Origin of the sequence: Methylobacterium sp. Leaf89 (genome assembly GCF_001422215.1) — a bacterium.
Lineage (GTDB): Bacteria > Pseudomonadota > Alphaproteobacteria > Rhizobiales > Beijerinckiaceae > Methylobacterium.
Genome location: NZ_LMML01000012.1, coordinates 280,635 through 303,894, shown reverse-complemented (window position 1 = coordinate 303,894; position 23,260 = coordinate 280,635). Strand labels below are relative to the sequence as shown.

The window sequence follows — 23,260 nt, the reverse complement described above, 5'->3', positions numbered from 1 at the left end:
GTAGCTCGTCAGGCTCATAACCTGAAGGTCACAGGTTCAAATCCTGTCCCCGCAACCAAACTCTACAAAAAGCCCGCCCCGGTGAAATCCAGGGCGGGCTTTCGACGTTCATCGGCTTCGTGTTGCTAGCGCAACCAAGACGTGAAAAAGTAGATCAGCAGGATGATGGGGATCGGGATACCGATCAGCCAAAGCAATCCGCCCTTCAACATTGTCCGGTTCCCTTCCTCACGATCTGTTGTTCATCAACGGCGTCGAGAGGAAAGCGGTTCCGTCTATAGGGTTTCACGCTGACGCTTGCCGTTCCGCTCGTAGTAATACGGGATCGTCCGGTAGGGCGCGAAGCCGCCCTTGGCCTGCGCTTCGAGGTCGTCGATGACGACCCGAGTGATGCGGGGCAGATCGAGGGCGCGCGCCTCCGCGAAGCTCACCCAGGCGAGTTCCACAAGCTCCGAGTCGGGCGAGACGACGCCGGGGATCTCTTGCGCGATGGCGCTCCGGTCCGCCGCGAAGAAGCGCGTGTCGAACCGGCGCGGCCGGCCCGGAGGGGTGATCGCCCGGGCGACGAAGTGCAGGGCCTCGAGATCCGGTAGCACGGCGGCCTCGCGGAAGGCGGTCCAGGTTCCGGCGGGGGCGGTGTCGGGGGGGCCGTAGTCGCGCGTTCCGAGCAGGAGACCGGTCTCCTCGTAGGTCTCGCGGATCGCCGCGAGGGCGAGCCCGCGGCCGAGCCCCTCTCCGCCGCGCGCGACCTTCACCGCGAGGGCGTCGTGGCTGCGCGCCGGCAAAGCGCCGGCCACCGGCATATGCCGGTCGCCCGGTTCGATCCGGCCACCGGGAAACACGAACTTACCGGGCATGAAGGCGAGGCCGGCATGGCGGCGCCCCATCAGGATCCGCGGCGCGCGCTTGCTCCGGTCGAGGAGGATCAGGGTCGCGGCGTTGCGCGGTCGCAGGCCCGCCTTGCGGGCCTGCGCCTCAGGCGGGCCCGAATCCGGCGGCTCGGTCGACCGCACGCCCGTCGCCTGGTCCATGCGGCCTCTCCTCGCCCTGCGGCCCCGTCACCGTCCCCGGCACCGGTAGCGTGGCGAAGCCGTGCATGCCAAGCGCATATTGAAGCCCGACCACCGCGCCCTTCACCGGCTGCAGCAGCGCCAGCGACGCGAGCAGGGTCACGAGGGGCCAGAATGTCAGCTGAAACCAGAGGGGCACGTCGTAGTTCGTCTCGGTCTCGAGGAGGAAGTACCCGACGATGTGGCCGACGATGAAGATGACGATGTAGGGCGGCAGGTCGTCGGCCCGGTGATGCGCCAGTTCGAGGTCGCAGACATCGCAATGCGGCCGGACCTTGAGGAAGCGGCCGAAGATCCGGCCTTCGCCGCAATGTGGGCAGCGGCCGATGAAGCCACGCGCCAGCGATCGCACCAGCGGGGTGCGTTCGCCATGGACCGGTTCGATCGTGTCCGTCATCTCGGCTCCTCGCGTTGCGCCCAGCCTAGACCCTTCCCCTCAACGGCGCGAGCCGCGATGGCGCGACCCGGTGTTGCGGATGCCGGGCGGCCGGCCGGACGCGCCGGGCTTGCGGACCGAGCGGTTCGGCCCGGGGCGCGCATTGCGTTCCGGCCGAGCCCGTCCCTCCGAGAGCAGTTCGAAGCGCAGGGCCCCCGCCACCGCGGCCGCCTCCACCAGGCGGACCTCGACCCGGTCGCCCAGGCGATGGGTCTCGCCCGAGCGTTCGCCGACCAGGGCGTGCTTGGCCTCGTCGTGCCGGTAATAGTCGGCCCCGATGGTGGAGATCGGCACGAAGCCGTCGGCCCCGGTCTCGTCGAGCTTGATGAAGAGGCCGGACCGTGTGACGCCGGAGATCTGCCCGGTGAAGGTCGCGCCGACCCGGTCGGCGAGGTGATGGGCGATGAGACGGTCGATGGTTTCCCGCTCGGCCGCCATGGCCCGCCGCTCGGCGGCCGAGATCTGCTCGCCGATCTGGTCGAGGGCCGCCACGGACATCTCGGAGGACAGGCCGTCCGAGCCGAGGCGGCAGGCGGAGATCAGGGCCCGGTGGACGATCAGGTCGGCGTAGCGCCGGATCGGCGAGGTAAAGTGGGCGTAGCGCCGGAGGTTGAGGCCGAAATGGCCGAGGTTCTGCGCGGCGTAGACCGCCTGGGCCTGCGAACGCAGGACGACCTCGTTGATGAAGATGGCGTGCTCGGTCTCCGCCACGGTGGCGAGGATGCGGTTGAACAGGGCCGGGCGCAGGATGCCTTCCTTCGGCAGCTTGATGCCGATGGAGGCCAGGACCTCGCCGAGGGCCCGCATTTTCTCGAGGGCCGGCTCGTCGTGCACCCGGTAGATCAGGGGTTGGCGCGCCTGCTCGAGGGTTTCGGCGGCCGCGACGTTGGCCTGGATCATGAACTCCTCGATGAGGCGGTGCGCATCGAGGCGGGCCGGGACCACCACGCGGTCGACCGCCCCGTCCGCGTCAAGCAGCACCTTGCGCTCGGGCAGGTCGAGGGCCAGCGGTCCGCGGGCGTCGCGGGCCTCGCGCAGGGCGGCGTAGGCCTCCCAGAGGGGTCGCAGCACGGGCTCGAGGAGGGGGGCGGTGACGTCGTCGGCGAAGCCGTCGATGGCGGCCTGGGCCTGGGCGTAGCTGAGCTTGGCCCGCGAGCGCATCATCACCCGGTGAAAACTGTGCCGGCGCTTCGTGCCGTCGGCGGCGATCACCATGCGGACGGCCAGCGCCGGCCGGTCCTCGGCCTCCCGCAGGGAGCAGAGGTCGTTGGAGATGCGCTCGGGCAGCATCGGCACGACGCGGTCCGGGAAATAGACCGAGTTGCCGCGCACCAAAGCCTCGCGGTCGAGGGCCGAGCCCGGACGCACGTAGGCGGCGACGTCGGCGATCGCCACGGTGACGACGAACCCGCCCGCGTTGGCCGGGTCGGGATCCGACGTCGCCATCACGGCGTCGTCGTGGTCCTTGGCGTCCGGCGGGTCGATGGTGAGCAGCGGTTCGGTGCGCCAATCCTCGCGGCCCGCGAGCCCCACCGGTACCACGGCGTCGGCCTCCGCCAGGGTGGCGGCGGCGAAGACGTGCGGGATGTGGTGAAGGTGCAGCGCGATGAGGCTGACGGCCTTCTCCGAGCCCAGCGACCCGAGGCGCTCGCGCACCCGGCCCTGGGCCAAGCCGAAGCGGCTCTCGCGCTGAAGGGTGACGCTGACGAGGTCGCCGTCGCGGGCGTCCCCCTCTTCGCCGGCGGGAATCGAGACTTCCCGGCCCTGTGCCCGCTTCTCGACGGGGATGATCCGCCCGCCCTCGGGGCCGGCGCGGAAGACGCCGATGATGTCCGACTTGCTCTTGCCCAGCACCTTGATGACGCGGCCGGTGTAACGGCCTGGCTCGCCGGCGCTGGCCTCGACGCGCAGCAGCACCCGGTCGCCGATGCCCGGCGCCGGCTGGCCCGGGCGCTTGCCGCCGCGGGGCGTGGCGACGGTGATCTTCGGGGTGGCGCCGTTGCCGACGTCCCACTCGGCGGGGCTCGCCAGGAACTCGCCGTCGCGGTCCCGGGCGGTGATGTCGGCGAGCACCACCGGCGGCAGGCGGCCGGAGGGCGCGAGCCCGCCGCGCCCGCGGGCGATGGCGCCGTCCTCCTCGATCTCCTTCAGGATGCGTTTGAGGCCGATCCGGTCGGCGCCCTTGATGTTGAAGGCCGCCGCGATCTCGCGCTTGCCGACCGTCTCGGTGGAGGCGGCGATGAAGGCGAGGATCTGCTCCCGGGAGGGAAGGCCGGCGGCGCCGGGATTGGGATGGATGCGTTTTGCCAAGGGATCCGGCTCGCTGCGTGGGCGCGAAGCCATACGCGAAGAGGACGTGTCTCGCCGGGGGGCGGGAGCGCACCCCGACGTCTGCTCCGTAACATGGGCGCTGGACCCCGCCCCGGCAACGGCGCGGGCCCGGCCCTCAACATGGTTCAGCCGGTGGCAGCCGACTTGCGCAGGCGCTCGACCGCCGCATCGACGTCGAAGCCGGGCGCAACGAGTTCGGCCAGGGTGAACGGGCACAGGGCCGGGAAGCCGAATTCCACCTGTCCCTCGGCCTCGCGATATTCCGGGGCCTCGGCCTCGCGCACGCCCTGGGTCCAGAAGCCCTCGATGGTCAGGCCCTCGGTCCGGGCGGGGGCCGCGGCCAGCTTCGCCTGACCCTGCCGAGCGGCCTCGCGCCAGAGGGCGCTGGCCCGGTCGTCCGACATGAGGGCGGCCCGCACGAGGTTGGCGAGGAGCGTGCGAAGTTCCGTGGTGGTCTCGGACATGAAGGGCGCTCGGCGCGAGGGATCGGTCCCAACCCGAGGGCAAGCCTCGCGCCAGCCCGGATCACGATGACTCTCAGTAGGGCGTTCCCTTCGCCCGCTGCGCCCGCAGGGCCTCGGCGTACCAGACCAACTCGTCGAGGAAGCGCTTGGCGGCCTTCGGCAGCCACTCGTCCTGGGCCGCCCCGGCCTCGTCCAGGGCCTTGCCGACGCGGGGAATCGGTAGGAGCGAGGGGATGCTCGAGGCGCCGAGCTCGGCCAGCATCGCTCGGAGCTGCATCGCCGCGCGCACGCCGCCGTACTGGCCGGCCGAATAGCAGACGATGCCGGAGGGCCGCCAGGAATACTCCTCCAGGAAGTGGTCGAGGGTGTTCGAGAGGGCGGGCGGGATCGCATGGTTGTACTCGGCCGAGACGACCAGGAAGGCGTCCGCGCGCCGGTAGAGCGTCGCCAGGTCTTCGAGGACGGCCGGGGCCTCCCCCTTCGGGTATTCCTTGTACATCCGGTCGAGGAGGGGGAGCTTCAGCTCGGCCGGGTCCACCAGGGGCGCCTCGATGCCGCGGCGCTCCAGTTCACCGATGGCGAAGCGGGCAGCGCGCAGGCCCTGCCGGTCGGAGCGGACGGAGCCGAGAATGACGGGGACGACGAGGGACATGGGAGGACCTCCGGGGATGCCGTTCCTGGATACGCCGGGGTGCCGGCGCGCTCCAAGCCCACCGCCCGGCGGGCTCCGCCGTCAGAACCGCGTCGTCAGCCGCGTGAGCCAGTCGGGCGAGGCGTCGACGAGGCGCGTTTCCAGCGCCTTGTCGACGCCGAGCACGATCGCGAGTCCCGTCACCACGAGGATGAGGCCGAGGGCGATCTTGAGGCCCTTGCCGAGGCCCATCATCCGCTCGCGCCAGCCCACCAGGGTGGCGCGGGACAGGGTGCCGAGGATGCAGAGGGGCAGGGCGGCTCCAAGGCCGAACAGAACCATGGTGAGGGCGACGGCGCCGAGGTCGCGCCCCTGGAAGGCCAGGAGCGAGGCAGCCCCGAGGGTCGGTCCGACGCAGGGGCTCCAGACCGCGCCAAGGAGGAGGCCGACGCCGAACTGCCCCGAGAGGCCGGCGGTGGCGAGCCCGCCGAAGCGTGCCTCGGTCCAGTTGCTCAGCGGACCGGCGGCGACGGCGAGGCGAGTCTGCGCCGCCGGCAGCATCAGCACGAGGCCGAGCAGGATCATCAGGATGGCGGCGCCCGTCCGGAAGATCCCGGTGTCGAGCCCCAGGCCGAAGCCGATCGTGGCCACGAACAGGCCGATCGCCACGAAGGAGAGGGCAAGACCCCCGGCGAGTGCCAGGGGCCCGAACCGGTGCTCGGAGGCGGCGGCGCCGAGGACCAGCGGCAGCAGCGGCAGCACGCAGGGTGAGAGCACCGACAGCAGGCCGGCGAGGAAGGCCAGTCCCAGGCTCGCGCCCATCGGAGCGTCCTAAAGCGTCTTCTCGACGAGGCCCTCGATCCACTCGGGCTGAGTCTCGCCCACCGAGCGGCCGGTCTCGGTCTCGCCCTTGAAGGCGATCAGGGTGCTCTGCATGCGGGCGTTGAACTGTCGCAGCACGTCCTTGCGGGTGTCGAAGTCGACGTCGAAGATGACGAGGTCCTTGAACCGGGGCTGCTCGGCGAGCTTGGCCAGGATCGGCTTCTGGGTCTTGCAGATCGGGCACCAGGGCGCGCTGACCTCGATGAGGATCGGCTTGCCCGCCTTCTGCGCGGCCGCGAAGGCCTCGGGCGTAAAGGGCACCGTTTCGGCGGCGGCCGGCCCAGACAGGGCGAGGGGCGCGAGCGTGAGGAGGGCGAGGAGCGAGCGGCGGTAAAGCATGGAAGGGCTTGCCTCGGCTTGGATGTGAATCGGGCCTCAGGGCCCGGCGCCGTCCTGGGCGCGTCGCGTCCAGGTTTCGTCGGGGTGGATCGCCGCCGTGTCGTGGCGCTCCTGCCAGCCCTCGATTCCCTCGGGATACCAGTGGACGTTCCGGTAGCCGAGCCCGATCAGGCGCTTGCCGAGGTTCCAGCTGCCCCAGCAATCCGGGTGGCAGTAGGTGACGATCGCCCGGCCGCGGTCCCCCTGCGTCAGGGCCGCGATCCGGTCGGCCAGCGCGGTCTGTTCCGGAGGGGTGAGGGTCCCGGACCCGGCCCCCGGCAGCCAGGTACTGTCCGGGATGGCCCGGTGGATCGGCCGCCACAGGCGTCCAGCCGGCTGGTTCGGCGGCGTTGGGCCGGCCTCGGACACGTCGATCAGCACGGCCGACCCGCCCGCGATCAGGGCGTCGAGTTGAGGCCCGTCCAAGACCGTGGCGCCCGCCAGGGTCTTGGGGGTGTAGCCCTGGAGCGCGCCTTCCCACAGGCCGGCGGGCTCGGGCACGTCGACCGGCGAGTCCGCCGGGGACGCGGCGGTCAGAACCGTGGCGGGCAGGCAAGCCACCAGGAAGGCGGCCGCGGCCCCGCGGAGGCGCTCAGTTGCTGGCGACCGGTGCATCGAAGCTGCGCTCCCAGCGTCCGCCCTGGTTGTCCTGCGTCACCACCGTGACCGGACCCTTGCCCTCCGGCAGCATGGCGAAATTGATCACCGGGTTGGCCGAGATCGAGATGTCGCCCTCCATGACGAAGACGTTCTTGCCGCCGTAAGTGACGCTGATCCGGTTGATGTAGCGCGCGGGCGTGTACTCGCGGCTGACCTGATTCATCTGCAGGCCGGTGAAGTTCGGATGGCGGATCATCAGGGTCGCGGCGATGGGCTTGCCCGGGGCCGCATCGGCGAATTTCAGGCGCATGTCGCCCATGCCCTTCATCGCCTCCTCGTCGGTCATCCCCATGGGCGCCGAGCAGCCGCCGGAGGCCTTCACGAACTGGGTGGTCTGCACGAGCGCGCCGTCCTTGGTCTCCGCGACCGCGTGGACGTTGGTGTAGGTGTTGACCCGGACGCGCAGCTTCAGCTCCTCCGGATCGGCGGCGGGGCCGAAGGTGAAGTGCGCGGCCAGCGGCGCCGGATTGTCGTCGATGACGAGGTAGAGGCCCTTGATCCGGTCCTTGTCGGCGATCGTCAGGGTCAGGGGCACCAGGGAGGCATCGTTGGCTCGGTCCGGCAGGTCCATCCGCACCAGCGGCTTGGCGGTCTCCAACGGGCGGTTTCCGAAGATCGATTGCTGCAGGTCTTTCCAGCGCGCGTCGCGCTCGGCCGCATCGTCGCCCGCGGCGGCCCAGGCGGTCACGGGCGCGGCCAGGGCCGCGAGGAACAGGCCGGCGCTCAGGGCGGCGGCGCGGTGGGACATCCGCATGGCGTTTCACTCCTCGCACGATCGTGCAGGCCGTCTCGCGATTGCGGAGGCCTTTGCAGCCTGCTTACGCCAAGGCGCGGGGAAAGTCCGATTTCGGGTGGTGGTGCGCGGAAATATCGTGCGCAAGATTGCGTGACGAGGCGTCGGGCACGTCAGGGCGTTCGATTCGTCGAGGCATCCGTCTTCGTCGCTGAATCGATGTCGCCGTGTCGCTTGCCCTTACCAGAGCGAGAATTCCGTGCCGAAATCCGTGGTCTTGAGCCGATCGCAGGTCTGCGGGTCCGCCCGGCAATCCGCGTCGGGCTTCAACGCAAGGGTCCCGTTCGGGGCGGTCTCGAAGGTCAGGAGCACCGGGGGCTCGTCGCCCTTGGTGTAGGCGAGGCTGACCTCGAAGCGGACGAAGTCGAAGCGGTCGCGGTCGGCATAGACGATGAGGTCGCGCGAGACCGACTCGCCGGGATTCAGATCGGAGGGCTCGCCCCCCGCCGCGGTGGCGCCGGCGAACAGCCGGCCCTCGCGCAGGATCGCCTCGCCGGAACCCGCGAAGTCGTAGGCGCGCGCCGTCCGTGTGCGATCCGCCGACGCCTGCCCGTCCTCGGGCTTGCCGCTGGAGGACGCATCGAAGCGAACCCGTACCCCCGTGACGTTGTAGACGAGGCCGAGTACGCGCACGCCGGTCTGGCCGACGTTCTTGCGCGTCACCGTGGAGCGGATGGCGACGTGCCGGTCGCGCTCGCCGGCCCGCACGAGGCTCGTGGTCACCGAGACGGCGGGCGGCTCAAGGGCCGGCTTGATCCGGGCCTCGTAGATGAAGGTGTAGACCGCCCATGCGCCGGCCGCGAGGATCGCGAGGGTCTGCACCAGGGCGTTGGTACGCTCCAGGCGGTCGCTCCGCCGGGATCGCTGAATCTGGTCGTCCGTCTGCATCCCGGTCCCGGCCCTCACGTCGGGGCGGCAAGCCCGCTGGCAGGGTCATGGTTCCGCCTTCGGGGCCTGCCGCGACCCACAGTCGGGATTCCGCAGGTCGTCGGAAACGCGCAACGCCGGAGCCCCGCGCGAAGCCCCGGCGTTGCGCCGTCATCCGGTGAGCCGGGCGCGCGGCCCGGCTCGGTCGCTCTCAGAGCGAGTAGTACATCGTGAACTCGACCGGGTGCGGGGTCATCTCGTAGCGCATGACCTCCGTCATCTTCAGCTCGATGAAGGAGTCGATCTGGTCGTCGGTGAAGACGTTGCCGGCCTTGAGGAAGGCGCGGTCGCGGTCGAGGTTCTGCAGGGCCTCACGGAGCGAGCCGCAGACGGTGGGGATCTTCTTCAACTCGCGCGGGGGCAGGTCGTAGAGATCCTTGTCCATGGCCGCGCCCGGATCGATCTTGTTGATGATGCCGTCGAGGCCGGCCATCAGCAGGGCCGAGAAGGCGAGGTAGGGGTTCGCCATCGGGTCGGGGAAGCGGACCTCGACGCGCTTGGCCTTCGGGTTCGTCGTCCACGGGATGCGGCAGGAGGCCGAGCGGTTGCGCGCCGAGTAGGCGAGCAGCACGGGGGCTTCGTAGCCGGGTACCAGGCGCTTGTAGGAGTTGGTCGACGGGTTGGTGAAGGCGTTCAGCGCCTTGGCGTGCTTGATGATGCCGCCGATGTACCAGAGGCACTCCTGCGAGAGGTCGGCGTACTTGTCGCCGGCGAAGAGCGGCTTGCCGTCCTTCCAGATCGACTGGTGCACGTGCATGCCCGAGCCGTTGTCGCCGTAGACGGGCTTCGGCATGAACGTCGCGGTCTTGCCGTAGCTCTGGGCGACCTGATGGATGCAGTACTTGTAGATCTGCATGTGGTCGGCGAGGAGCGTCAGGGTGTCGAACTTCATGCCCAGTTCGTGCTGGGCGGACGCCACCTCGTGGTGGTGCTTCTCGACCTTCACGCCCATGGACTGCATGGCGGCCAGCATCTCGCCGCGCATGTCCTGCGCCGAATCCTGCGGCGGCACCGGGAAGTAGCCGCCCTTGGTGGCGACGCGGTGGCCGAGGTTGCCGCCCTCGTAGTCGGTGAAGCCGTTGGTCGGCAGCTCGGTCGAATCGAGCTGGAAGCCGGTGTGGTACGGGTCGGAGCCGAACTTCACGTCGTCGAACACGAAGAACTCGGCCTCGGGGCCGACATAGATGGTGTCGCCGATGCCGGTGGACTTCAGGAAGGCCTCGGCCAGCTTGGCGGTGCCGCGCGGGTCGCGGCTGTAGGGCGCGCCGGTGGAGGGCTCGAGCACGTCGCAGACGATCGACATGGTCGAGGCCGAGAAGAACGGATCCATGCAGGCGGTGGCCGGGTCCGGCATCAGCAGCATGTCGGATTCGTTGATGGCCTTCCAGCCGGCGATCGACGAGCCGTCGAACATCGTGCCTTCGGAGAACATCTCGTCGTCGATCAGCAAGACGTCGAACGTGACGTGCTGCCACTTACCGCGCGGATCGGTGAACCGAAGGTCGACGTACTTGACGTCGTTGTCCTTGATTTCCTTCAGGACGTCGGCTGCTGTCTTGGCCATCCTTGGGGGTCTCCTTCATGTCTCGGCCCGTTGCGGCCGTGGTTTTGCCGCAGCGTGCGCCGGCGCGCCGCAGAGCGGAAGGGTCTTAGCCGTCGAGCGTCGCGGGCGTGGAGCGTCTTGGGCGTCGAGCGTTTAGCGCAGGTGGAGCGTCCGGGCCAGCGCAATTTCTCGGCGCTCGGCACCGGGCCGCCGCGAGAACAGACGCAAAAACAGAAACTTAGATCCGCCTTTCGGCCGTCTTGGCAGGTCGGAGAGCCCTGATGGGATCGGATGTCCGTGACGCCGCGCGCGTCTGTCCGCATGGCGGGGGAGAATCGGAGCGCGCCGAGCGGTGCGGCGGGACCTCCGGGGCGCCTCTCCGGGAACGAGGCCGGATCCAGGCCGAGGGGGTGTCCGCGCGAGGCCTTCCCGTCGATCGTCCACGGGGCGGAGTCTTTCGCCGGGCGTCCGGGTCGGGGCCCGAGGCCTCAGATCGCGTCGGTCCCGGTCTCGCCGGTGCGGATGCGGATGGCTTCCTCGATGGTCGAAACGAAGATCTTGCCGTCGCCGATGCGCCCGGTCTGGGCCGACTTGCGGATCGCCTCGACGGCGCCCTCCACGAGGGCATCCGACAGGACGATCTCGAGCTTCACCTTGGGAAGGAAGTCGACCACGTACTCGGCCCCGCGATAGAGTTCGGTGTGGCCCTTCTGGCGTCCGAAACCCTTCGCCTCGATCACGGTGATGCCCTGGAGGCCGACCTCCTGCAGAGCTTCCTTCACCTCGTCCAGTTTGAAAGGCTTGATGATCGCTTCGATCTTCTTCATGCCGGGCGGGCCTGACCTCGATGCTTCTTGATCCATCGTTGGTATCATCGCCGTCCCGCCTTCGCCACGCCGATTTGTTCGGTGAGGGCGGAAAACTGCACAACAAACATGCAGGTGCCGCAAATCGTTTGAGCGGATGGCGGGCCTGAGGCCGTTTCATGAGCCCCAGACGAGCAACCGGCAGACATCCCGGCACGCATTCCAGAAGGAATCCCCCATGACCACCCTGCATCTGCTCAACGTCGAGGCGATGCGCCGGGTCGATGCGGCCGCGATCGCGGCCGGAACCCCCGGCCTCGCCCTGATGGAGCGGGCCGGGGCCGCCGTGGCGGAGCGGGCCCGCGTGCTGGCCGGGGCGGGTGCGCGCATCCTCGTCCTGTGCGGACCCGGCAACAACGGCGGCGACGGCTACGTGGCGGCCCGCCGCCTCGTCGAGGCCGGCCATCCGGTCGACCTGGCCGGGCTGGTGCCGCCCGCGGCGTTGTCCGGCGATGCGGCCGAGGCGGCGAAGGCCTGGATTGGACCGGTGCTCGCGCTTTCGGCGGTCGGCGATCTCTCGGCCTACGGCCTCGTCGTCGACGCCCTGTTCGGCGCAGGTCTCGCACGCGATCTCGAGGGGGACGTCGCCGCCCTGGTGAACCGGCTCGGGCAGGCCGTTTGCCCCGTCCTCGCCGTCGACGTGCCCAGCGGGATCGACGGCGACACCGGCGCCGTGCGCGGCGTCGCGGTGCTGGCGACCGAGACCGTCACCTTCGTGGCCCTGAAGCCCGGACACCTGCTCCAGCCCGGACGGAGCCATTGCGGCACCCTGCGGGTGGCCGAGATCGGGACCGGCGCGGACGCGCTGGAGGCGGGCCTGGCCGGAGCCGCGCCGTCCTGGCGCAACGGCCCGGGCCTCTGGGACGCGGCCTTCCCGCGGCTGAGCGCCGCGAGCCACAAGTACACGCGCGGGCACGCCCTCGTCCTCTCCGGCCCCGCCTATCGCACGGGGGCGGCCCGGATGGCGGCCCGCGCCGCGCTGCGCGTGGGCGCCGGCCTCGTCACCCTGGTCTCGCCGAGCGCGGCCCTGGCGGAGAACGCCGCCCACTGCACCGCCGTCATGCTGCGCGCCTGCGACAGCGCCGACGACCTCGACGACCTCCTCGTGGACGAGCGCCTCAACGTGGTCCTGGCCGGCCCGGGCCTCGGAATCGGCGCGGCCACCCGCGATCTCGTGGCGGTGGCGGCCGCGGCGGGGCGCACCCTCGTCCTCGACGCCGACGCCCTGACGAGCTTCACGGGGCAGGCCGCCCTCCTGGGGGCCCACCTCTCCGATGGCGGGTCCGCCGCGGTGCTGACGCCGCACGAGGGCGAGTTCGCCCGCTTGTTCGAGGGTACGGACGCGGTCGATCCGGAGGCGGACAAGCTGACGCGCGCCCGCCGCGCCGCTGCCCTGGCCGGCGCCGTCGTGGTCCTCAAGGGCGCCGACACGGTCGTCGCCGCCCCCGATGGCCGGGCCGCCATCAACGATCACGGCACGCCCTATCTCGGCACCGCCGGCGCCGGCGACGTCCTGGCCGGCCTCGTCGCCGGGCTCCTGGCCCAGGGGATGGACCCGTTCGAGGCGGCGGCCGCGGCGGTCTGGCTCCACGGCGATGCGGGTCTGCGCCACGGGCCGGGCCTGATCGCCGAGGACCTGCCGGAGAGGATGCCCGAGGTTCTCCGCGCGCTGCTCGGGGCCTAGGTGACCTCGAACAGGGTCCACAGCCCGGTGTCGAACCGCTCCAGCACCGTGGCGCTGATGAGCCAGCGCCCCGGATTGTCCGCCTTGAAGGCGATCCGCGCCGTGCGGCCTTCGAGAAGCTGGAAGGTGTCGAGCCAGTAGGGCTCCCAGCCGTCGTCGAGGGGGTGGAGCAGCCGGAAGACGTGGCCGTGCAGGTGCAGCGACTGCGGGAAGGCGGTCTCGTTCCGGATCGCCAGCACCACCACCTGGCCGCGCTTGACCGAGAAGAGCGGCGCCATCCCGGCCGTGCCGGGGGCGCCGTTCACCGACCAGACCCGGGACGGGTCGCCGGTATAGACCGGCTCGGCGGCGGGCTTGTCCTTGTCGAGGCGGGCGCCCCCCGTGAGGGTGATGTCCCGCCGGACCGCGTTCTGCAGCTTCACCTCGGCCGGCAGCAGGGGATTGTCGCCGATCTTGGCGATCGGCGGTCGCGGCGGTGCGGCGGCTTCCGCCGTGGTCGAGAGGGTCGCGAGCGCGATGCCGTTGCCGATCAGCGCCGTGATCGCGCCCTTGGCGCCGGCCTCGGTGGGCATGTCGAGCATGAGGTCGTAGCGGGTGCCGGGCGGGAAGGGCAGGGTGGCGCGCAGGGGCTCGAAGGTGTCGGTGGGCTGGCCGTCGACCGCCAGCACGTAGACCTTCACGCCGTCGAAGCGGATGCGGGTGCCGCGGGCGTTGCAGACGTTGCCGAGGCGCAGGCGCAGGCGGCTGCCCGGACGGGCCGTGATCGGGGCCGGCACCGGCACGCCGTTCAGGGTGACGAGGCTGCCGAGGCGCCCCGAGCTCGCCGCGAAGAGCGGCTGGCCGAAGGGCAGCAGGGTCGTCGCGTCGTCGAGCCGCCAGTCCTGCATCAGCAGGGTCAGGTCCTGGTCCACGGCCGGGGGCGTGGCCTCCTCGACCACCAGGGCGCCGGCGAGGCCCCGGCCCGAGGGCTCGCTCGAGCCGCCGACCACCAGCGGACGAATCAGGAAGGTGCCGGCATCCGGCGGCACGAACGCGTAGGTGAAGTCGGCGCCCGGGGCGATCGGCGCCTGGGTGACGCCGCCGACGCCGTCCATGGGATTCTGGTTGCGCACCCCGTGCCAGTGCAGGCTGAGCGGCTTGTCCGTCCTGTTCTCGACCTTAAGCCGCGCCGTCTCGCCGAGCCGGATCCGCACCACGGGCGGCGCGGCCTGGCCGTCGAACGACCAGACCGGCGTCGCGGCGGCCGGCTCGGGTTTCAGGCGCAGGGTGCCGGGGGCCGCCGTCAGGGTGCGGGCGGGGCCCGCAGCGGCCGGGGCGGGCATTGAAGCGGCCGGGGCGGACGGCGCCTTCGTCCCCTGCGCACGGGCGCCGCGGGGCAACAGGGCCAGGGCCGCGACGCCGCCCAGCAGGGCGCGGCGCGAGGCCGAGACGGGATCGTTCGGGACGAGCGATCGGGTGTTCGGCATGAAACCTCGGCATCGGGGGAGGGCAGGGCGCGGCGCGCGTCCAGGCGGTGATCGCGGTCCGGGCAGCGCTTGTAGAATGCGGATTCGGCGGACGCCAAATCGCCCCCCGGCGGCGGTCGCCGATGCCGGGAGCGATCGGCGGCAGGCCCCGATTTTTTTGCTGCGGCCCGTGGCGCGCGTGCTATAGGACCCCGCTCTGGCGGCGGAAAGCGCGCCGGGCGTTGGCGCTTGCGGGCGTGGCGGAACTGGTAGACGCGCTGGATTTAGGTTCCAGTGTCGCAAGACGTGGGGGTTCGAGCCCCTCCGCCCGCACCAGTCCATCGCCATCGGGAACGGATTGGCTCAGTGCGATGGCCGGCCGGCCCGCTGCACGAAGCCGGCCCCCGGCGGCGCATCGTTCCGGCGCCGACCTCGTGGGGCCCGCAGGAGCGGGCCGCGAGGGACCAACCGAATTTGCGCGATCACACGGACGACAGCGGAAAGACGACCATGCAGGTGACCGAGACACTCTCCCAGGGACTGAAGCGCGAGTTTCAGGTCCTGCTCGCCGCGAACGAGCTCGAGGAGCGCCTGACCAGCGAGCTGTCGACCCTCAAGGACAAGGCCCAGATCAAGGGCTTCCGTCCCGGCAAGGTGCCGGTCGCGCATCTGCGCAAGCTCTACGGCCGCTCGGTCATGGCCGACGTGCTGCAGAACGCCGTCAACGAGGCGAACCAGAAGATCGTCACGGAGAACAACCTCAAGCTCGCCCTCGAGCCCAAGATCGAGTTCCCCGGCGAGCAGTCGATCGTCGAGCGCGCCCTCGACGCCAAGGACGACGTCTCGTTCAACGTCGCCCTCGAGGTGCTGCCCACCTTCGAGCTCGTCGACCTGTCCGACGTCAGCCTGACGAAGCAGGTGGCCAAGCCCTCCGACGCGGAGGTCGACGAGGCCATCACCCGCATGGCCTCCTCCAACCGCGCCTTCGCCCCCCGCGAGGAGGGTGCCGCCGCCGAGACCGGCGACCGCGTCACCATCGACTTCGTCGGCCGCATCGACGGCACCGAGTTTGAGGGCGGCACGGGCGAGGGCATCGACCTGGAGCTCGGCTCCGGCTCGTTCATCCCCGGCTTCGAGGAGCAGCTCGTCGGCGCCAAGGTCGGTGACAAGCGCGTCGTGAAGTCGACCTTCCCGGAGGCCTACGGCGCCGCCCACCTCGCCGGCAAGGATGCCGAGTTCGACGTGACCGTCACGGCGATCCAGGCCCCGGGCGAGACCAAGATCGACGACGAGCTCGCCAAGACCTTCGGCATGGAGTCCCTCGAGAAGCTCAAGGAGGCGGTCTCCACCGCCATCGGCAGCGACTTCGAGGCGCAGTCCCGCCGCAAGCTCAAGAAGGACCTGCTCGACGCCCTCGACACGAAGTACGCCTTCGAGCTGCCCCCGAGCCTCGTCCACCAGGAATTCGCCGCCGTCTGGGCCCAGGTCGAGCAGGACCTGAAGTCCCGCGAGAAGACCTTCGAGGACGAGGGCACCACCGAGGAGAAGGCGACCGCCGAGTACCGCAAAATCGCCGAGCGTCGCGTCCGCCTCGGCTTGGTGCTTGCACAGGTCGGTGAGACGGCCGATATCAAGGTCTCGGACGACGAGGTGAACCAGGCGCTGATCGCCCGGGTGCGGCAGTATCCCGGACAGGAGCAGCAGGTCTGGGACTTCTACCGCAAGAACGCCCAGGCGCTCGCCGAGCTCCGTGCGCCGATCTTCGAGGAGAAGGTCGTCGACCACGTGCTCGCGCAGGTGACGCTCACCGAGGAGCCGGTCTCGAAGGAGGCGCTGTTCGCCGACGAGGACGACGCCGAGGCGGGTGCCGAGGGCCAGTCCGAGACGAAGAGCGCGACCGACGCGTCCGCCTCGACCGGAACTGACGAGGGCCTGCCCGCCGTCGCCAAGGCCGATTGAGCCCGGCTGCTCCCACGAGGGCGGCGGGCTCGAGAGTAAGGCGATGTTCACCATCGCCGTAGTTCGCTGAAACGTCCGGTGCGCGCCCGATTCGCGGCGCGGCCGGACCCCTTGTAGCTGGGGCACGTGATGATGAGAGATCCGGTCGACTATTATAACAGCGCGCTCGTGCCCATGGTGGTCGAGCAGTCGAGCCGCGGTGAGCGTGCCTTCGACATCTACTCGCGCCTGCTTCGCGAGCGCATCATCTTCCTGACCGGCCCGGTCGAGGATTACGGCGCATCGCTGATCGTCGCGCAGCTGCTGTTCCTCGAGGCCGAGAACCCCAAGAAGGAAATCTCCTTCTACATCAACTCGCCGGGCGGCGTCGTGACCTCCGGCCTGTCGATCTACGACACCATGCAGTTCATCCGCTGCCCCGTGACCACGCTCTGCGTCGGCCAGGCCGCGTCGATGGGCTCGCTGCTGCTCACCGCCGGCGAGCCAGGCCACCGCTTCGCCCTGCCGAACGCCCGGATCATGGTCCACCAGCCCTCCGGCGGCTTCCAGGGCCAGGCCACCGACATCCTGATCCATGCCCGCGAGATCGAGGCCCTCAAGAAGCGCCTCAACGAGATCTACGTGAAGCACACCGGCCGCGACTACGACACCATCGTTCAGGCACTGGAGCGCGACAACTTCATGACGGCCGACGCCGCCAAGGAGTTCGGGCTCATCGACGAGGTGATCCAGAAGCGGCCGGAGCCCGTCGCCGCGTAAGCCCGACCGGGACCGCCGGGCCGTCCGACCCGGCGCGTCGTTTCGAGGCGGGGCGCTTTTTGGGCGCCTGCCTTGATCCCGTCGCGGTCGCGTGCTTGCATCGCCAGTCTGATCGAAGTCGGCAGATGCGCGCAGGTGACTGTTTCTTTAGGCGGACGCCATTAAATTCGAAGGATGCGTGTGCGCCCCGGACCGGCGCCATGCCCGCGAACGGAGACCGATATGAGCAAGACTGGCGGCAACGACTCGAAGAGCACGCTGTACTGCTCGTTTTGCGGCAAGAGCCAGCACGAGGTCCGCAAGCTGATCGCGGGCCCGACGGTGTTCATCTGCGACGAGTGTGTCGAACTGTGCATGGACATCATCCGTGAGGAGTCGAAATCCTCCCTGGTGAAGTCGCGCGATGGGGTGCCGACCCCGAAGGAAATCCGCCGCGTCCTCGATGACTACGTCATCGGTCAGGATTTCGCGAAGAAGGTCCTCTCGGTCGCGGTCCACAACCACTACAAGCGCCTCGCCCACGCCTCGAAGCACAACGACGTCGAGCTGGCGAAGTCGAACATCATGCTGATCGGGCCGACCGGCTCGGGCAAGACGCTGCTGGCCCAGACCCTGGCCCGCATCCTCGACGTGCCGTTCACCATGGCGGACGCCACGACCCTGACGGAGGCCGGCTACGTCGGCGAGGACGTCGAGAACATCATCCTGAAGCTGCTCCAGGCCTCCGACTACAACGTCGAGCGGGCGCAGCGCGGCATCGTCTACATCGACGAGATCGACAAGATCTCGCGCAAGTCGGACAACCCGTCGATCACCCGCGACGTCTCGGGCGAGGGCGTGCAGCAGGCGCTGCTGAAGATCATGGAAGGCACCGTCGCCTCCGTGCCTCCGCAGGGCGGCCGCAAGCACCCGCAGCAGGAATTCCTGCAGGTCGACACCACCAACATCCTGTTCATCTGCGGCGGCGCCTTCGCGGGCCTCGAGCGGATCATCTCGGCCCGCGGCAAGGGGACCTCGATCGGCTTCGGCGCGACCGTGCAGGCCCCGGACGACCGCCGCACCGGCGAGATCTTCCGCAACGTGGAGCCCGAGGACCTGCTGAAGTTCGGCCTCATCCCCGAGTTCGTCGGCCGCCTGCCCGTGCTGGCGACCCTGGAGGACCTCGACGAGACCGCTTTGAAGCGCATCCTGCAGGAGCCGAAGAACGCCCTGGTCAAGCAGTACCAGCGCCTGTTCGAGATGGAGAATGTCGACCTGACCTTCCAGGAGGAGGCCCTCTCCATGGTCGCCCGCAAGGCGATCGAGCGGAAGACCGGCGCCCGCGGCCTGCGCTCCATCCTGGAGACCATCCTCCTGGAGACGATGTACGACCTGCCGGGCCTCGAGTCCGTCGAGCAGGTCGTGATCGGCCCCGAGGTGGTCGAGGGCAAGGCTCGGCCGCTCTACATCCACGGCGACCGCAACAAGGAAGCCCCGGCCAGCGTCAGCGCCTGAGGCCCCGCGCGGGTCTCGTCAGGTCTGGGTCGAGCCTCGGGGCGGATGCTTGAAACCATCCGCCCCGATTTCCATCTGAAGCCTCAGCGCGACGGCCGTACGCTCACCCCCTGAGGTGCGGTGTCCCGCCACCAGCCGCACCCTCCAAGACCGTTTTCCAGACTGTCTCCCAAGACCGTCCCTTAAGACACTTCCGACCCCCTCGCGGCCCGGTCGGCCCCTGGCAGGATGCTTGCTCCCTGGGAGGAGTGACTGCCCGGCGTCCATCATGAGGAAGTCCGATATGACTCAATCGAAATCGCGCCAGCCGGTCGTTCCGGGCTCGACGGGCTCCTATGCCGTCCTCCCCTTGCGCGACATCGTCGTGTTCCCCCACATCATCGTGCCGCTCTTCGTCGGACGCGAGAAGTCGATCCGCGCCCTCGAGGAGGCGGTCCGCACCGACCGGCACATCCTGCTGGCGACGCAGATCAACGCCAGCGAGGACGATCCCTCGACGGACGCCATCTACAAGATCGGCACGCTCGCCAGCGTGCTGCAGCTCCTGAAGCTGCCCGACGGCACGGTGAAGGTGCTGGTCGAGGGCGCCGGCCGCGCCAAGATCGCCCGCTTCACCAAGTCCGACACCTACTACGAGGCCGAGGCCGAGACCCTCACCGACGAGCTCGGCGACAGCGTCGAGGCGGAGGCCCTGGCGCGCTCGGTCATCGCCGAGTTCGAGAACTACGTGAAGCTCAACAAGAAGATCTCGCCCGAGGTCGTCTCCGCGGTGACCCAGATCGACGAGCCTTCGAAGCTCGCCGACACCGTGGGCTCGCACCTCGCCGTAAAGATCGCCGACAAGCAGGCGATCCTGGAGATTCCCACGGTGGCGCAGCGCCTTGAGCGCGTGCTGTCGCTGATGGAGAGCGAGATCTCCGTGCTCCAGGTGGAGAAGCGCATCCGGACCCGCGTCAAGCGGCAGATGGAGAAGACCCAGCGCGAGTACTACCTGAACGAGCAGATGAAGGCGATCCAGAAGGAGCTGGGCGACTCCGAGGACGGTAAGGACGAGCTGGCCGAGCTCGAGGAGAAGATCGAGAAGACCAAGTTCACCAAGGAAGCCCGCGACAAGGCGGTGGCGGAGCTCAAGAAGCTGCGCCAGATGTCGCCGATGTCGGCCGAGGCGACCGTGGTGCGCAACTACCTCGACTGGATGCTCGGCATCCCGTGGGGCAAGCGCTCGAAGATCAAGAAGGATCTCCTCGGCGCCCAGGTCATGCTCGACGAGGACCATTTCGGCCTCGACAAGGTGAAGGAGCGGATCGTCGAGTACCTCGCCGTGCAGCAGCGGGCGAACAAGCTCACGGGTCCGATCCTGTGCCTCGTCGGTCCTCCCGGCGTCGGCAAGACCTCGCTGGGTAAGTCCATCGCCAAGGCGACGGGCCGTGAGTTCGTGCGCATGTCGCTGGGCGGCGTGCGCGACGAGGCCGAGATCCGCGGTCACCGCCGGACCTATATCGGGTCGATGCCCGGCAAGATCGTCCAGTCGATGCGCAAGGCGAAGACCTCCAACCCGCTCATCCTGCTCGACGAGATCGACAAGATGGGCATGGACTTCCGGGGCGACCCGTCGGCCGCCCTGCTGGAGGTCCTCGACCCGGAGCAGAACGCCACGTTCAACGACCACTATCTGGAGGTGGATTACGACCTCTCGAACGTGATGTTCGTCACCACCGCCAACACGCTGAACATCCCGGCGCCCCTGATGGACCGCATGGAGGTGATCCGCATCGCCGGCTACACCGAGGAAGAGAAGCTCGAGATCGCGCGCAAGCATCTGATCCCGGGCGCCGTGAAGAAGCACGGTCTCGATGCCAAGGAGTGGCAGGTCGACGATTCCGGCCTGTTGATGCTCATCCGCCGCTATACGCGGGAGGCGGGCGTCCGCAACCTGGAGCGTGAGATCTCCAATCTGATCCGTAAGGCGGTGAAGGAGATCCTCATCACCAAGGTGAAGGCTGTCGCCGTCACCGAGGAGAACCTGCCGGTCTTCCTCGGCCCGCCGAAGTTCCGCTACGGCGAAATCGACGAGGAGGATCAGGTCGGCGTGGTCACGGGTCTGGCCTGGACCGAGGTCGGCGGCGAATTGCTGACGATCGAGGGCGTCATGATGCCCGGCAAGGGCAAGATGACGGTGACGGGCAACCTGCGCGACGTGATGAAGGAGTCGATCTCCGCCGCGGCGAGCTACGTCCGCTCGCGGGCCGTCGACTTCGGCATCGAGCCGCCGCTGTTCGACCGTCGGGACATCCACGTCCACGTTCCCGAGGGGGCGACCCCGAAGGACGGTCCGTCCGCCGGCATCGGCATGGCCACCGCGATCATCTCGACGCTGACGGGCATCCCGGTGCGCCGCGACGTGGCGATGACGGGCGAGGTCACCCTGCGGGGCCGCGTGCTCCCCATCGGCGGCCTGAAGGAGAAGCTGCTCGCGGCGCTCCGCGGCGGCATCAAGACGGTCCTCATCCCCGAGGAGAACGCCAAGGACATCGCCGAGGTGCCCGACAGCGTGAAGAACGGGATGGAGATCATCCCGGTCTCGCGGATGGACCAGGTGCTCCAGCACGCCCTGGTCCGGGTCCCCGAGGCGATCGAATGGGAAGAGCCGGCCCCGAAGGTCCGCCCGGTCATCGCCGACGACGACTCCGCGACGGTCATCGCCCACTGAGGTCGATGCAACTCTGACCCGAAACGAGGCCCCGGCAGGCATGCCGGGGCCTTTTTCATGCCCGGACCCAAAGGCCCGCCGGGGGAGGGGGTTGCGCGCCCGCCCGCGCGTCCGCTACGAAGCCGTCGCGCCGCGCGACGAAGGCCGGCGCTCCGGGCGGTTAGCTCAGTTGGTAGAGCGTCTCCTTTACACGGAGAGGGTCGGGGGTTCGAGTCCCTCACCGCCCACCAGTCGCAACGCGGCGATCGCGACCCTGCCCCAACGCTGAGGTGTCCCGTGGCGGACGATGCCGAGATCCACGCGAGGCCGGCCCGGGGATTCCCGCCGCCCTGGATCGTGGTCGAGCGGGACGGAAGCTTCTGCGTCGAGGACGGAGAGGGCTTGGCCGTGGCCTGGACCTACTTTTCGGAGGAGGCCGGTGCCCATGCGGCCACGGGCGCGATGACCCGGGAGGAGGCGCAGCGCATCGCCAAAGCGATCGCCATGGTGCCGGAGATGCGGACCATCATTCGCTCCCTGCAGGATGGTCTCGCCGAGGCGGATGCCGACGATGGGCGGGGCTGAGAGGGCGCGATCGGCCGGAACCCTGCGATGACCGGGGTCGGCATCGATGGGGTCGAGGCCATCGGGTATTCCGGCACGGCTCTCACCATCACGGCCTCGGCGATGACCACCATGATCCCGCTGCGGATCATCGCCCTCGTCCCCAGCGTGGCCGTCATCACCTAGGGCCTGCTGATCGGGAGCTGACCGGTGGTCCTCACCGAGGCGATCCAGACCTCTTCAACGCCTGTCGGCTCTGGCAGATGGTGCGCCTCGTGCCCCAGAGGGAGGCGGCGGCCGAGGGCGACCTCTCCCTCGACTGGCGCCGGCCCTTCGGCCGCGCGGTCCGCATCCGGGCGGGGCGGACCGTCTTCCGCCAGGGCGATGACGCGGGCGAAATGTTCGACGTGGAGAGCGGTCGCTTCCGGAATACGGGATCGCGGTGCGGGCCGGCGGGGTCGTCGGCGAGCTCGGATTGCTCTCGCCGAGCAACACCCGGACCGCCTCGCTGGTCTGCATCGAGGCGGGGCAGGCCCTGCGGATCTCCTATTCGGAGGTCAAGCAGCTCTATGACCAGAACCCGGAATTTCGCTTCTCCTTCCTGAAGCTCACCAGCGAGCGCCTGATCCAGGGCGCGGAGGCGCGCGCCCAGCTCCACGAGGCGGCGGAACCCGCGACGCGGACCGGGGCGCTCTGAAGGGGGCACCGCGCCACCGGCCGCGAAGGCCCGTGCGCAACGTCTCAGCCGCCGGCCATCACCAGGGCCCAGTAGCGCTTGTAACGGGTGCCCGGCGCGTCGACGCGGGCGATGCCGATGCGCCGGAGTTGCGGGATCAGCATGTTCTTGTTGTGCTCGCTCGAGGCCTTCCAGCGGGCCAGCACCTCGTCGAAGGTGGCCGAGCCGGCGCTGAGGTTCTCCGAGGCGTAACTCCGGCCGAAGCCGGCCTGGGCCATGCGGGAATCGAAGGTGCCGCCGATCTCGTGGCTGAGGCGGCCGGCCTTCGCGTTGGAGGCCGCCTGGTACGAGGCGGCCCGGATCAGGCTCGAATCGATCACCACCGGGCCGAGGCCGTGCTGCGCCCGGTAGCGCGAGATCGCGGCGGCGGCCGCCTGCTCGTCCAGGATGACGAGGCTGGTGGGTTGGTCGGGGGCCAGGAGGGTGGGGGTGCCGCAGCCGGCCAGCGCCAGCAGGACGGCGAGGCCGAGGGCGCCCGCGCCGAGGCGGAGCGGCGGGCGCGGAGGGGCGAAACGGGGAAAGCGCATCGGTGCGGACGGATCTCGGGAATGGGCCTGTCGGCCCTTCGCCTCCGCATTCCATGCGGCGAAAACGCGGCGGTCCGCACGGGTTCGCGCGCCGGAGGGGCGCCTGTGTCTCCCTGGTCACGGGGCAAAGTCAGATCCGCGTGCCGCGATCGCGGGGCGGCGCGCCGCAGCGCCAGGCGGTGATGCGGAATTCGGGATGGCTGCCGATCCACTGCGCCAGCTGCGGCTGCGCCACGTGTAGGCAGGCCGGGGCGTCTTCCACGTCGAGGGCGAGCCTGCGCGACTCGCAGGTATCGGGCGCGCGGGCGAGGCAGACGGTGAAGTAGAGGAAGAAGACACCCGACATCCGTCGCCCCCCGAAGAATCCTCGGGAAGGGTAGGGCGCGGCGGGGAGAAGACGAGATGGTGCGTGCGGAACGCGA

At 69.7% G+C, this 23,260-nt stretch carries 21 protein-coding genes, 2 tRNA genes and 1 pseudogene; 9 read left to right on the top strand and 15 right to left on the bottom strand.

Annotated elements, in window-relative coordinates; all coding sequences use genetic code 11:
* Positions 1–275 precede the first annotated feature (275 nt).
* From ASF18_RS07685 to ASF18_RS07630, 12 genes are all read right to left on the bottom strand, one after another.
* Positions 276–1,031, bottom strand: coding sequence for an NUDIX hydrolase (locus ASF18_RS07685; protein ID WP_056350568.1), 756 nt, complete (start codon positions 1,029–1,031; stop codon positions 276–278).
* Positions 976–1,467, bottom strand: a complete 492-nt coding sequence (locus ASF18_RS07680) for a DUF983 domain-containing protein (protein ID WP_056269960.1) — start codon at positions 1,465–1,467, stop codon at positions 976–978. The genes ASF18_RS07685 and ASF18_RS07680 overlap by 56 nt, the downstream gene beginning before the upstream one ends.
* Before the next feature lie 39 nt (positions 1,468–1,506).
* Positions 1,507–3,816, bottom strand: coding sequence for a ribonuclease R (gene rnr / locus ASF18_RS07675; RefSeq protein ID WP_056350567.1), 2,310 nt, complete (start codon positions 3,814–3,816; stop codon positions 1,507–1,509).
* Between the two features lie 146 nt (positions 3,817–3,962).
* Positions 3,963–4,301 (bottom strand): hypothetical protein, encoded by a 339-nt coding sequence (locus ASF18_RS07670; RefSeq protein ID WP_056350564.1) that lies wholly within the window; start codon positions 4,299–4,301, stop codon positions 3,963–3,965.
* 73 nt (positions 4,302–4,374) lie between these two features.
* Complete coding sequence (locus ASF18_RS07665) at positions 4,375–4,953, bottom strand: NAD(P)H-dependent oxidoreductase (protein WP_056350562.1); 579 nt, start codon at positions 4,951–4,953, stop codon at positions 4,375–4,377.
* An 81-nt stretch (positions 4,954–5,034) separates the two neighbouring features.
* Positions 5,035–5,754 (bottom strand): cytochrome c biogenesis protein CcdA, encoded by a 720-nt coding sequence (locus ASF18_RS07660; protein ID WP_056350560.1) that lies wholly within the window; start codon positions 5,752–5,754, stop codon positions 5,035–5,037.
* 9 nt (positions 5,755–5,763) lie between these two features.
* The gene (locus ASF18_RS07655) at positions 5,764–6,153 is read right to left on the bottom strand and encodes a thioredoxin family protein (RefSeq protein WP_056350557.1); all 390 of its coding nucleotides are present in this window, start codon (positions 6,151–6,153) and stop codon (positions 5,764–5,766) included.
* A gap of 36 nt (positions 6,154–6,189) precedes the next feature.
* The gene (locus tag ASF18_RS07650) at positions 6,190–6,807 is read right to left on the bottom strand and encodes a rhodanese-like domain-containing protein (RefSeq protein ID WP_082487201.1); all 618 of its coding nucleotides are present in this window, start codon (positions 6,805–6,807) and stop codon (positions 6,190–6,192) included.
* Positions 6,785–7,606, bottom strand: coding sequence for a quinoprotein dehydrogenase-associated SoxYZ-like carrier (locus tag ASF18_RS07645; RefSeq protein ID WP_244472609.1), 822 nt, complete (start codon positions 7,604–7,606; stop codon positions 6,785–6,787). The genes ASF18_RS07650 and ASF18_RS07645 overlap by 23 nt, the downstream gene beginning before the upstream one ends.
* 219 nt (positions 7,607–7,825) lie before the next feature.
* On the bottom strand, positions 7,826–8,533 hold the full coding sequence (locus ASF18_RS07640; RefSeq protein ID WP_056350555.1) for a hypothetical protein: 708 nt from the start codon (positions 8,531–8,533) through the stop codon (positions 7,826–7,828).
* A 190-nt stretch (positions 8,534–8,723) separates the two neighbouring features.
* Entirely contained in the window at positions 8,724–10,136 is a 1,413-nt protein-coding gene (glnA, locus tag ASF18_RS07635) for a type I glutamate--ammonia ligase (protein ID WP_056350553.1), read from the bottom strand.
* Between the two features lie 467 nt (positions 10,137–10,603).
* The gene (locus tag ASF18_RS07630; protein WP_003600526.1) at positions 10,604–10,942 is read right to left on the bottom strand and encodes a P-II family nitrogen regulator; all 339 of its coding nucleotides are present in this window, start codon (positions 10,940–10,942) and stop codon (positions 10,604–10,606) included.
* Between the two features lie 217 nt (positions 10,943–11,159).
* Between ASF18_RS07630 and ASF18_RS07625 the strand changes: the two genes are divergently transcribed.
* Entirely contained in the window at positions 11,160–12,665 is a 1,506-nt protein-coding gene (locus tag ASF18_RS07625) for a bifunctional ADP-dependent NAD(P)H-hydrate dehydratase/NAD(P)H-hydrate epimerase (protein ID WP_056350551.1), read from the top strand.
* Here ASF18_RS07625 and ASF18_RS07620 read toward each other — a convergent pair.
* Complete coding sequence (locus ASF18_RS07620) at positions 12,662–14,131, bottom strand: multicopper oxidase family protein (protein ID WP_056350549.1); 1,470 nt, start codon at positions 14,129–14,131, stop codon at positions 12,662–12,664. The two genes, ASF18_RS07625 and ASF18_RS07620, sit on opposite strands and share 4 nt — an antisense overlap.
* A gap of 230 nt (positions 14,132–14,361) precedes the next feature.
* Here ASF18_RS07620 and ASF18_RS07615 point away from each other — a divergent pair.
* From ASF18_RS07615 to ASF18_RS07580, 8 genes and pseudogenes are all read left to right on the top strand, one after another.
* Positions 14,362–14,446 (top strand) — tRNA-Leu (locus ASF18_RS07615).
* Positions 14,447–14,620: 174 nt separating this feature from the next.
* A complete protein-coding gene (gene tig / locus ASF18_RS07610; protein WP_056217424.1) occupies positions 14,621–16,069 on the top strand; it encodes a trigger factor in 1,449 nt (482 codons plus the stop codon).
* A 132-nt stretch (positions 16,070–16,201) separates the two neighbouring features.
* Entirely contained in the window at positions 16,202–16,828 is a 627-nt protein-coding gene (locus ASF18_RS07605) for an ATP-dependent Clp protease proteolytic subunit (protein ID WP_055955505.1), read from the top strand.
* A gap of 222 nt (positions 16,829–17,050) precedes the next feature.
* On the top strand, positions 17,051–18,322 hold the full coding sequence (gene clpX, locus ASF18_RS07600; protein ID WP_055955375.1) for an ATP-dependent Clp protease ATP-binding subunit ClpX: 1,272 nt from the start codon (positions 17,051–17,053) through the stop codon (positions 18,320–18,322).
* A gap of 283 nt (positions 18,323–18,605) precedes the next feature.
* Positions 18,606–21,032: an endopeptidase La gene (lon, locus tag ASF18_RS07595; protein WP_056216760.1), complete on the top strand. Its 2,427-nt coding sequence runs from the start codon at positions 18,606–18,608 to the stop codon at positions 21,030–21,032.
* A 154-nt stretch (positions 21,033–21,186) separates the two neighbouring features.
* Positions 21,187–21,262: transfer RNA gene (locus ASF18_RS07590), tRNA-Val, on the top strand.
* A gap of 46 nt (positions 21,263–21,308) precedes the next feature.
* On the top strand, positions 21,309–21,596 hold the full coding sequence (locus ASF18_RS07585) for a hypothetical protein (protein ID WP_082487198.1): 288 nt from the start codon (positions 21,309–21,311) through the stop codon (positions 21,594–21,596).
* 42 nt (positions 21,597–21,638) lie between these two features.
* Positions 21,639–22,272 (top strand): annotated as a pseudogene (locus ASF18_RS07580) (cyclic nucleotide-binding domain-containing protein).
* Positions 22,273–22,316: 44 nt separating this feature from the next.
* On the opposite strand, the gene ASF18_RS07575 reads toward ASF18_RS07580, so the two are convergent.
* Both ASF18_RS07575 and ASF18_RS07570 read right to left on the bottom strand, forming a co-directional pair.
* Positions 22,317–22,838 carry a CAP domain-containing protein gene (locus ASF18_RS07575; protein WP_056350547.1) on the bottom strand — a complete coding sequence of 174 codons (522 nt, stop codon included), beginning with the start codon at positions 22,836–22,838 and terminating at the stop codon, positions 22,317–22,319.
* 130 nt (positions 22,839–22,968) lie between these two features.
* Positions 22,969–23,184 carry a hypothetical protein gene (locus ASF18_RS07570; RefSeq protein ID WP_056350545.1) on the bottom strand — a complete coding sequence of 72 codons (216 nt, stop codon included), beginning with the start codon at positions 23,182–23,184 and terminating at the stop codon, positions 22,969–22,971.
* Positions 23,185–23,260 lie beyond the last annotated feature (76 nt).

What these genes read in the sequence shown, in the direction of transcription:
- ASF18_RS07685 (WP_056350568.1), bottom strand. Translation starts at nt 1,031, where the DNA reads ATGGACCAGGCGACGGGCGTGCGGTCGACCGAGCCGCCGGATTCGGGC.
- ASF18_RS07680 (WP_056269960.1), bottom strand. Translation starts at nt 1,467, where the DNA reads ATGACGGACACGATCGAACCGGTCCATGGCGAACGCACCCCGCTGGTG.
- ASF18_RS07670 (WP_056350564.1), bottom strand. Translation starts at nt 4,301, where the DNA reads ATGTCCGAGACCACCACGGAACTTCGCACGCTCCTCGCCAACCTCGTG.
- ASF18_RS07665 (WP_056350562.1), bottom strand. Translation starts at nt 4,953, where the DNA reads ATGTCCCTCGTCGTCCCCGTCATTCTCGGCTCCGTCCGCTCCGACCGG.
- ASF18_RS07660 (WP_056350560.1), bottom strand. Translation starts at nt 5,754, where the DNA reads ATGGGCGCGAGCCTGGGACTGGCCTTCCTCGCCGGCCTGCTGTCGGTG.
- ASF18_RS07655 (WP_056350557.1), bottom strand. Translation starts at nt 6,153, where the DNA reads ATGCTTTACCGCCGCTCGCTCCTCGCCCTCCTCACGCTCGCGCCCCTC.
- ASF18_RS07650 (WP_082487201.1), bottom strand. Translation starts at nt 6,807, where the DNA reads ATGCACCGGTCGCCAGCAACTGAGCGCCTCCGCGGGGCCGCGGCCGCC.
- ASF18_RS07645 (WP_244472609.1), bottom strand. Translation starts at nt 7,606, where the DNA reads ATGCGGATGTCCCACCGCGCCGCCGCCCTGAGCGCCGGCCTGTTCCTC.
- ASF18_RS07640 (WP_056350555.1), bottom strand. Translation starts at nt 8,533, where the DNA reads ATGCAGACGGACGACCAGATTCAGCGATCCCGGCGGAGCGACCGCCTG.
- glnA (WP_056350553.1), bottom strand. Translation starts at nt 10,136, where the DNA reads ATGGCCAAGACAGCAGCCGACGTCCTGAAGGAAATCAAGGACAACGAC.
- ASF18_RS07630 (WP_003600526.1), bottom strand. Translation starts at nt 10,942, where the DNA reads ATGAAGAAGATCGAAGCGATCATCAAGCCTTTCAAACTGGACGAGGTG.
- ASF18_RS07625 (WP_056350551.1), top strand. Translation starts at nt 11,160, where the DNA reads ATGACCACCCTGCATCTGCTCAACGTCGAGGCGATGCGCCGGGTCGAT.
- ASF18_RS07620 (WP_056350549.1), bottom strand. Translation starts at nt 14,131, where the DNA reads ATGCCGAACACCCGATCGCTCGTCCCGAACGATCCCGTCTCGGCCTCG.
- tig (WP_056217424.1), top strand. Translation starts at nt 14,621, where the DNA reads ATGCAGGTGACCGAGACACTCTCCCAGGGACTGAAGCGCGAGTTTCAG.
- ASF18_RS07605 (WP_055955505.1), top strand. Translation starts at nt 16,202, where the DNA reads ATGAGAGATCCGGTCGACTATTATAACAGCGCGCTCGTGCCCATGGTG.
- clpX (WP_055955375.1), top strand. Translation starts at nt 17,051, where the DNA reads ATGAGCAAGACTGGCGGCAACGACTCGAAGAGCACGCTGTACTGCTCG.
- lon (WP_056216760.1), top strand. Translation starts at nt 18,606, where the DNA reads ATGACTCAATCGAAATCGCGCCAGCCGGTCGTTCCGGGCTCGACGGGC.
- ASF18_RS07575 (WP_056350547.1), bottom strand. Translation starts at nt 22,838, where the DNA reads ATGCGCTTTCCCCGTTTCGCCCCTCCGCGCCCGCCGCTCCGCCTCGGC.
- ASF18_RS07570 (WP_056350545.1), bottom strand. Translation starts at nt 23,184, where the DNA reads ATGTCGGGTGTCTTCTTCCTCTACTTCACCGTCTGCCTCGCCCGCGCG.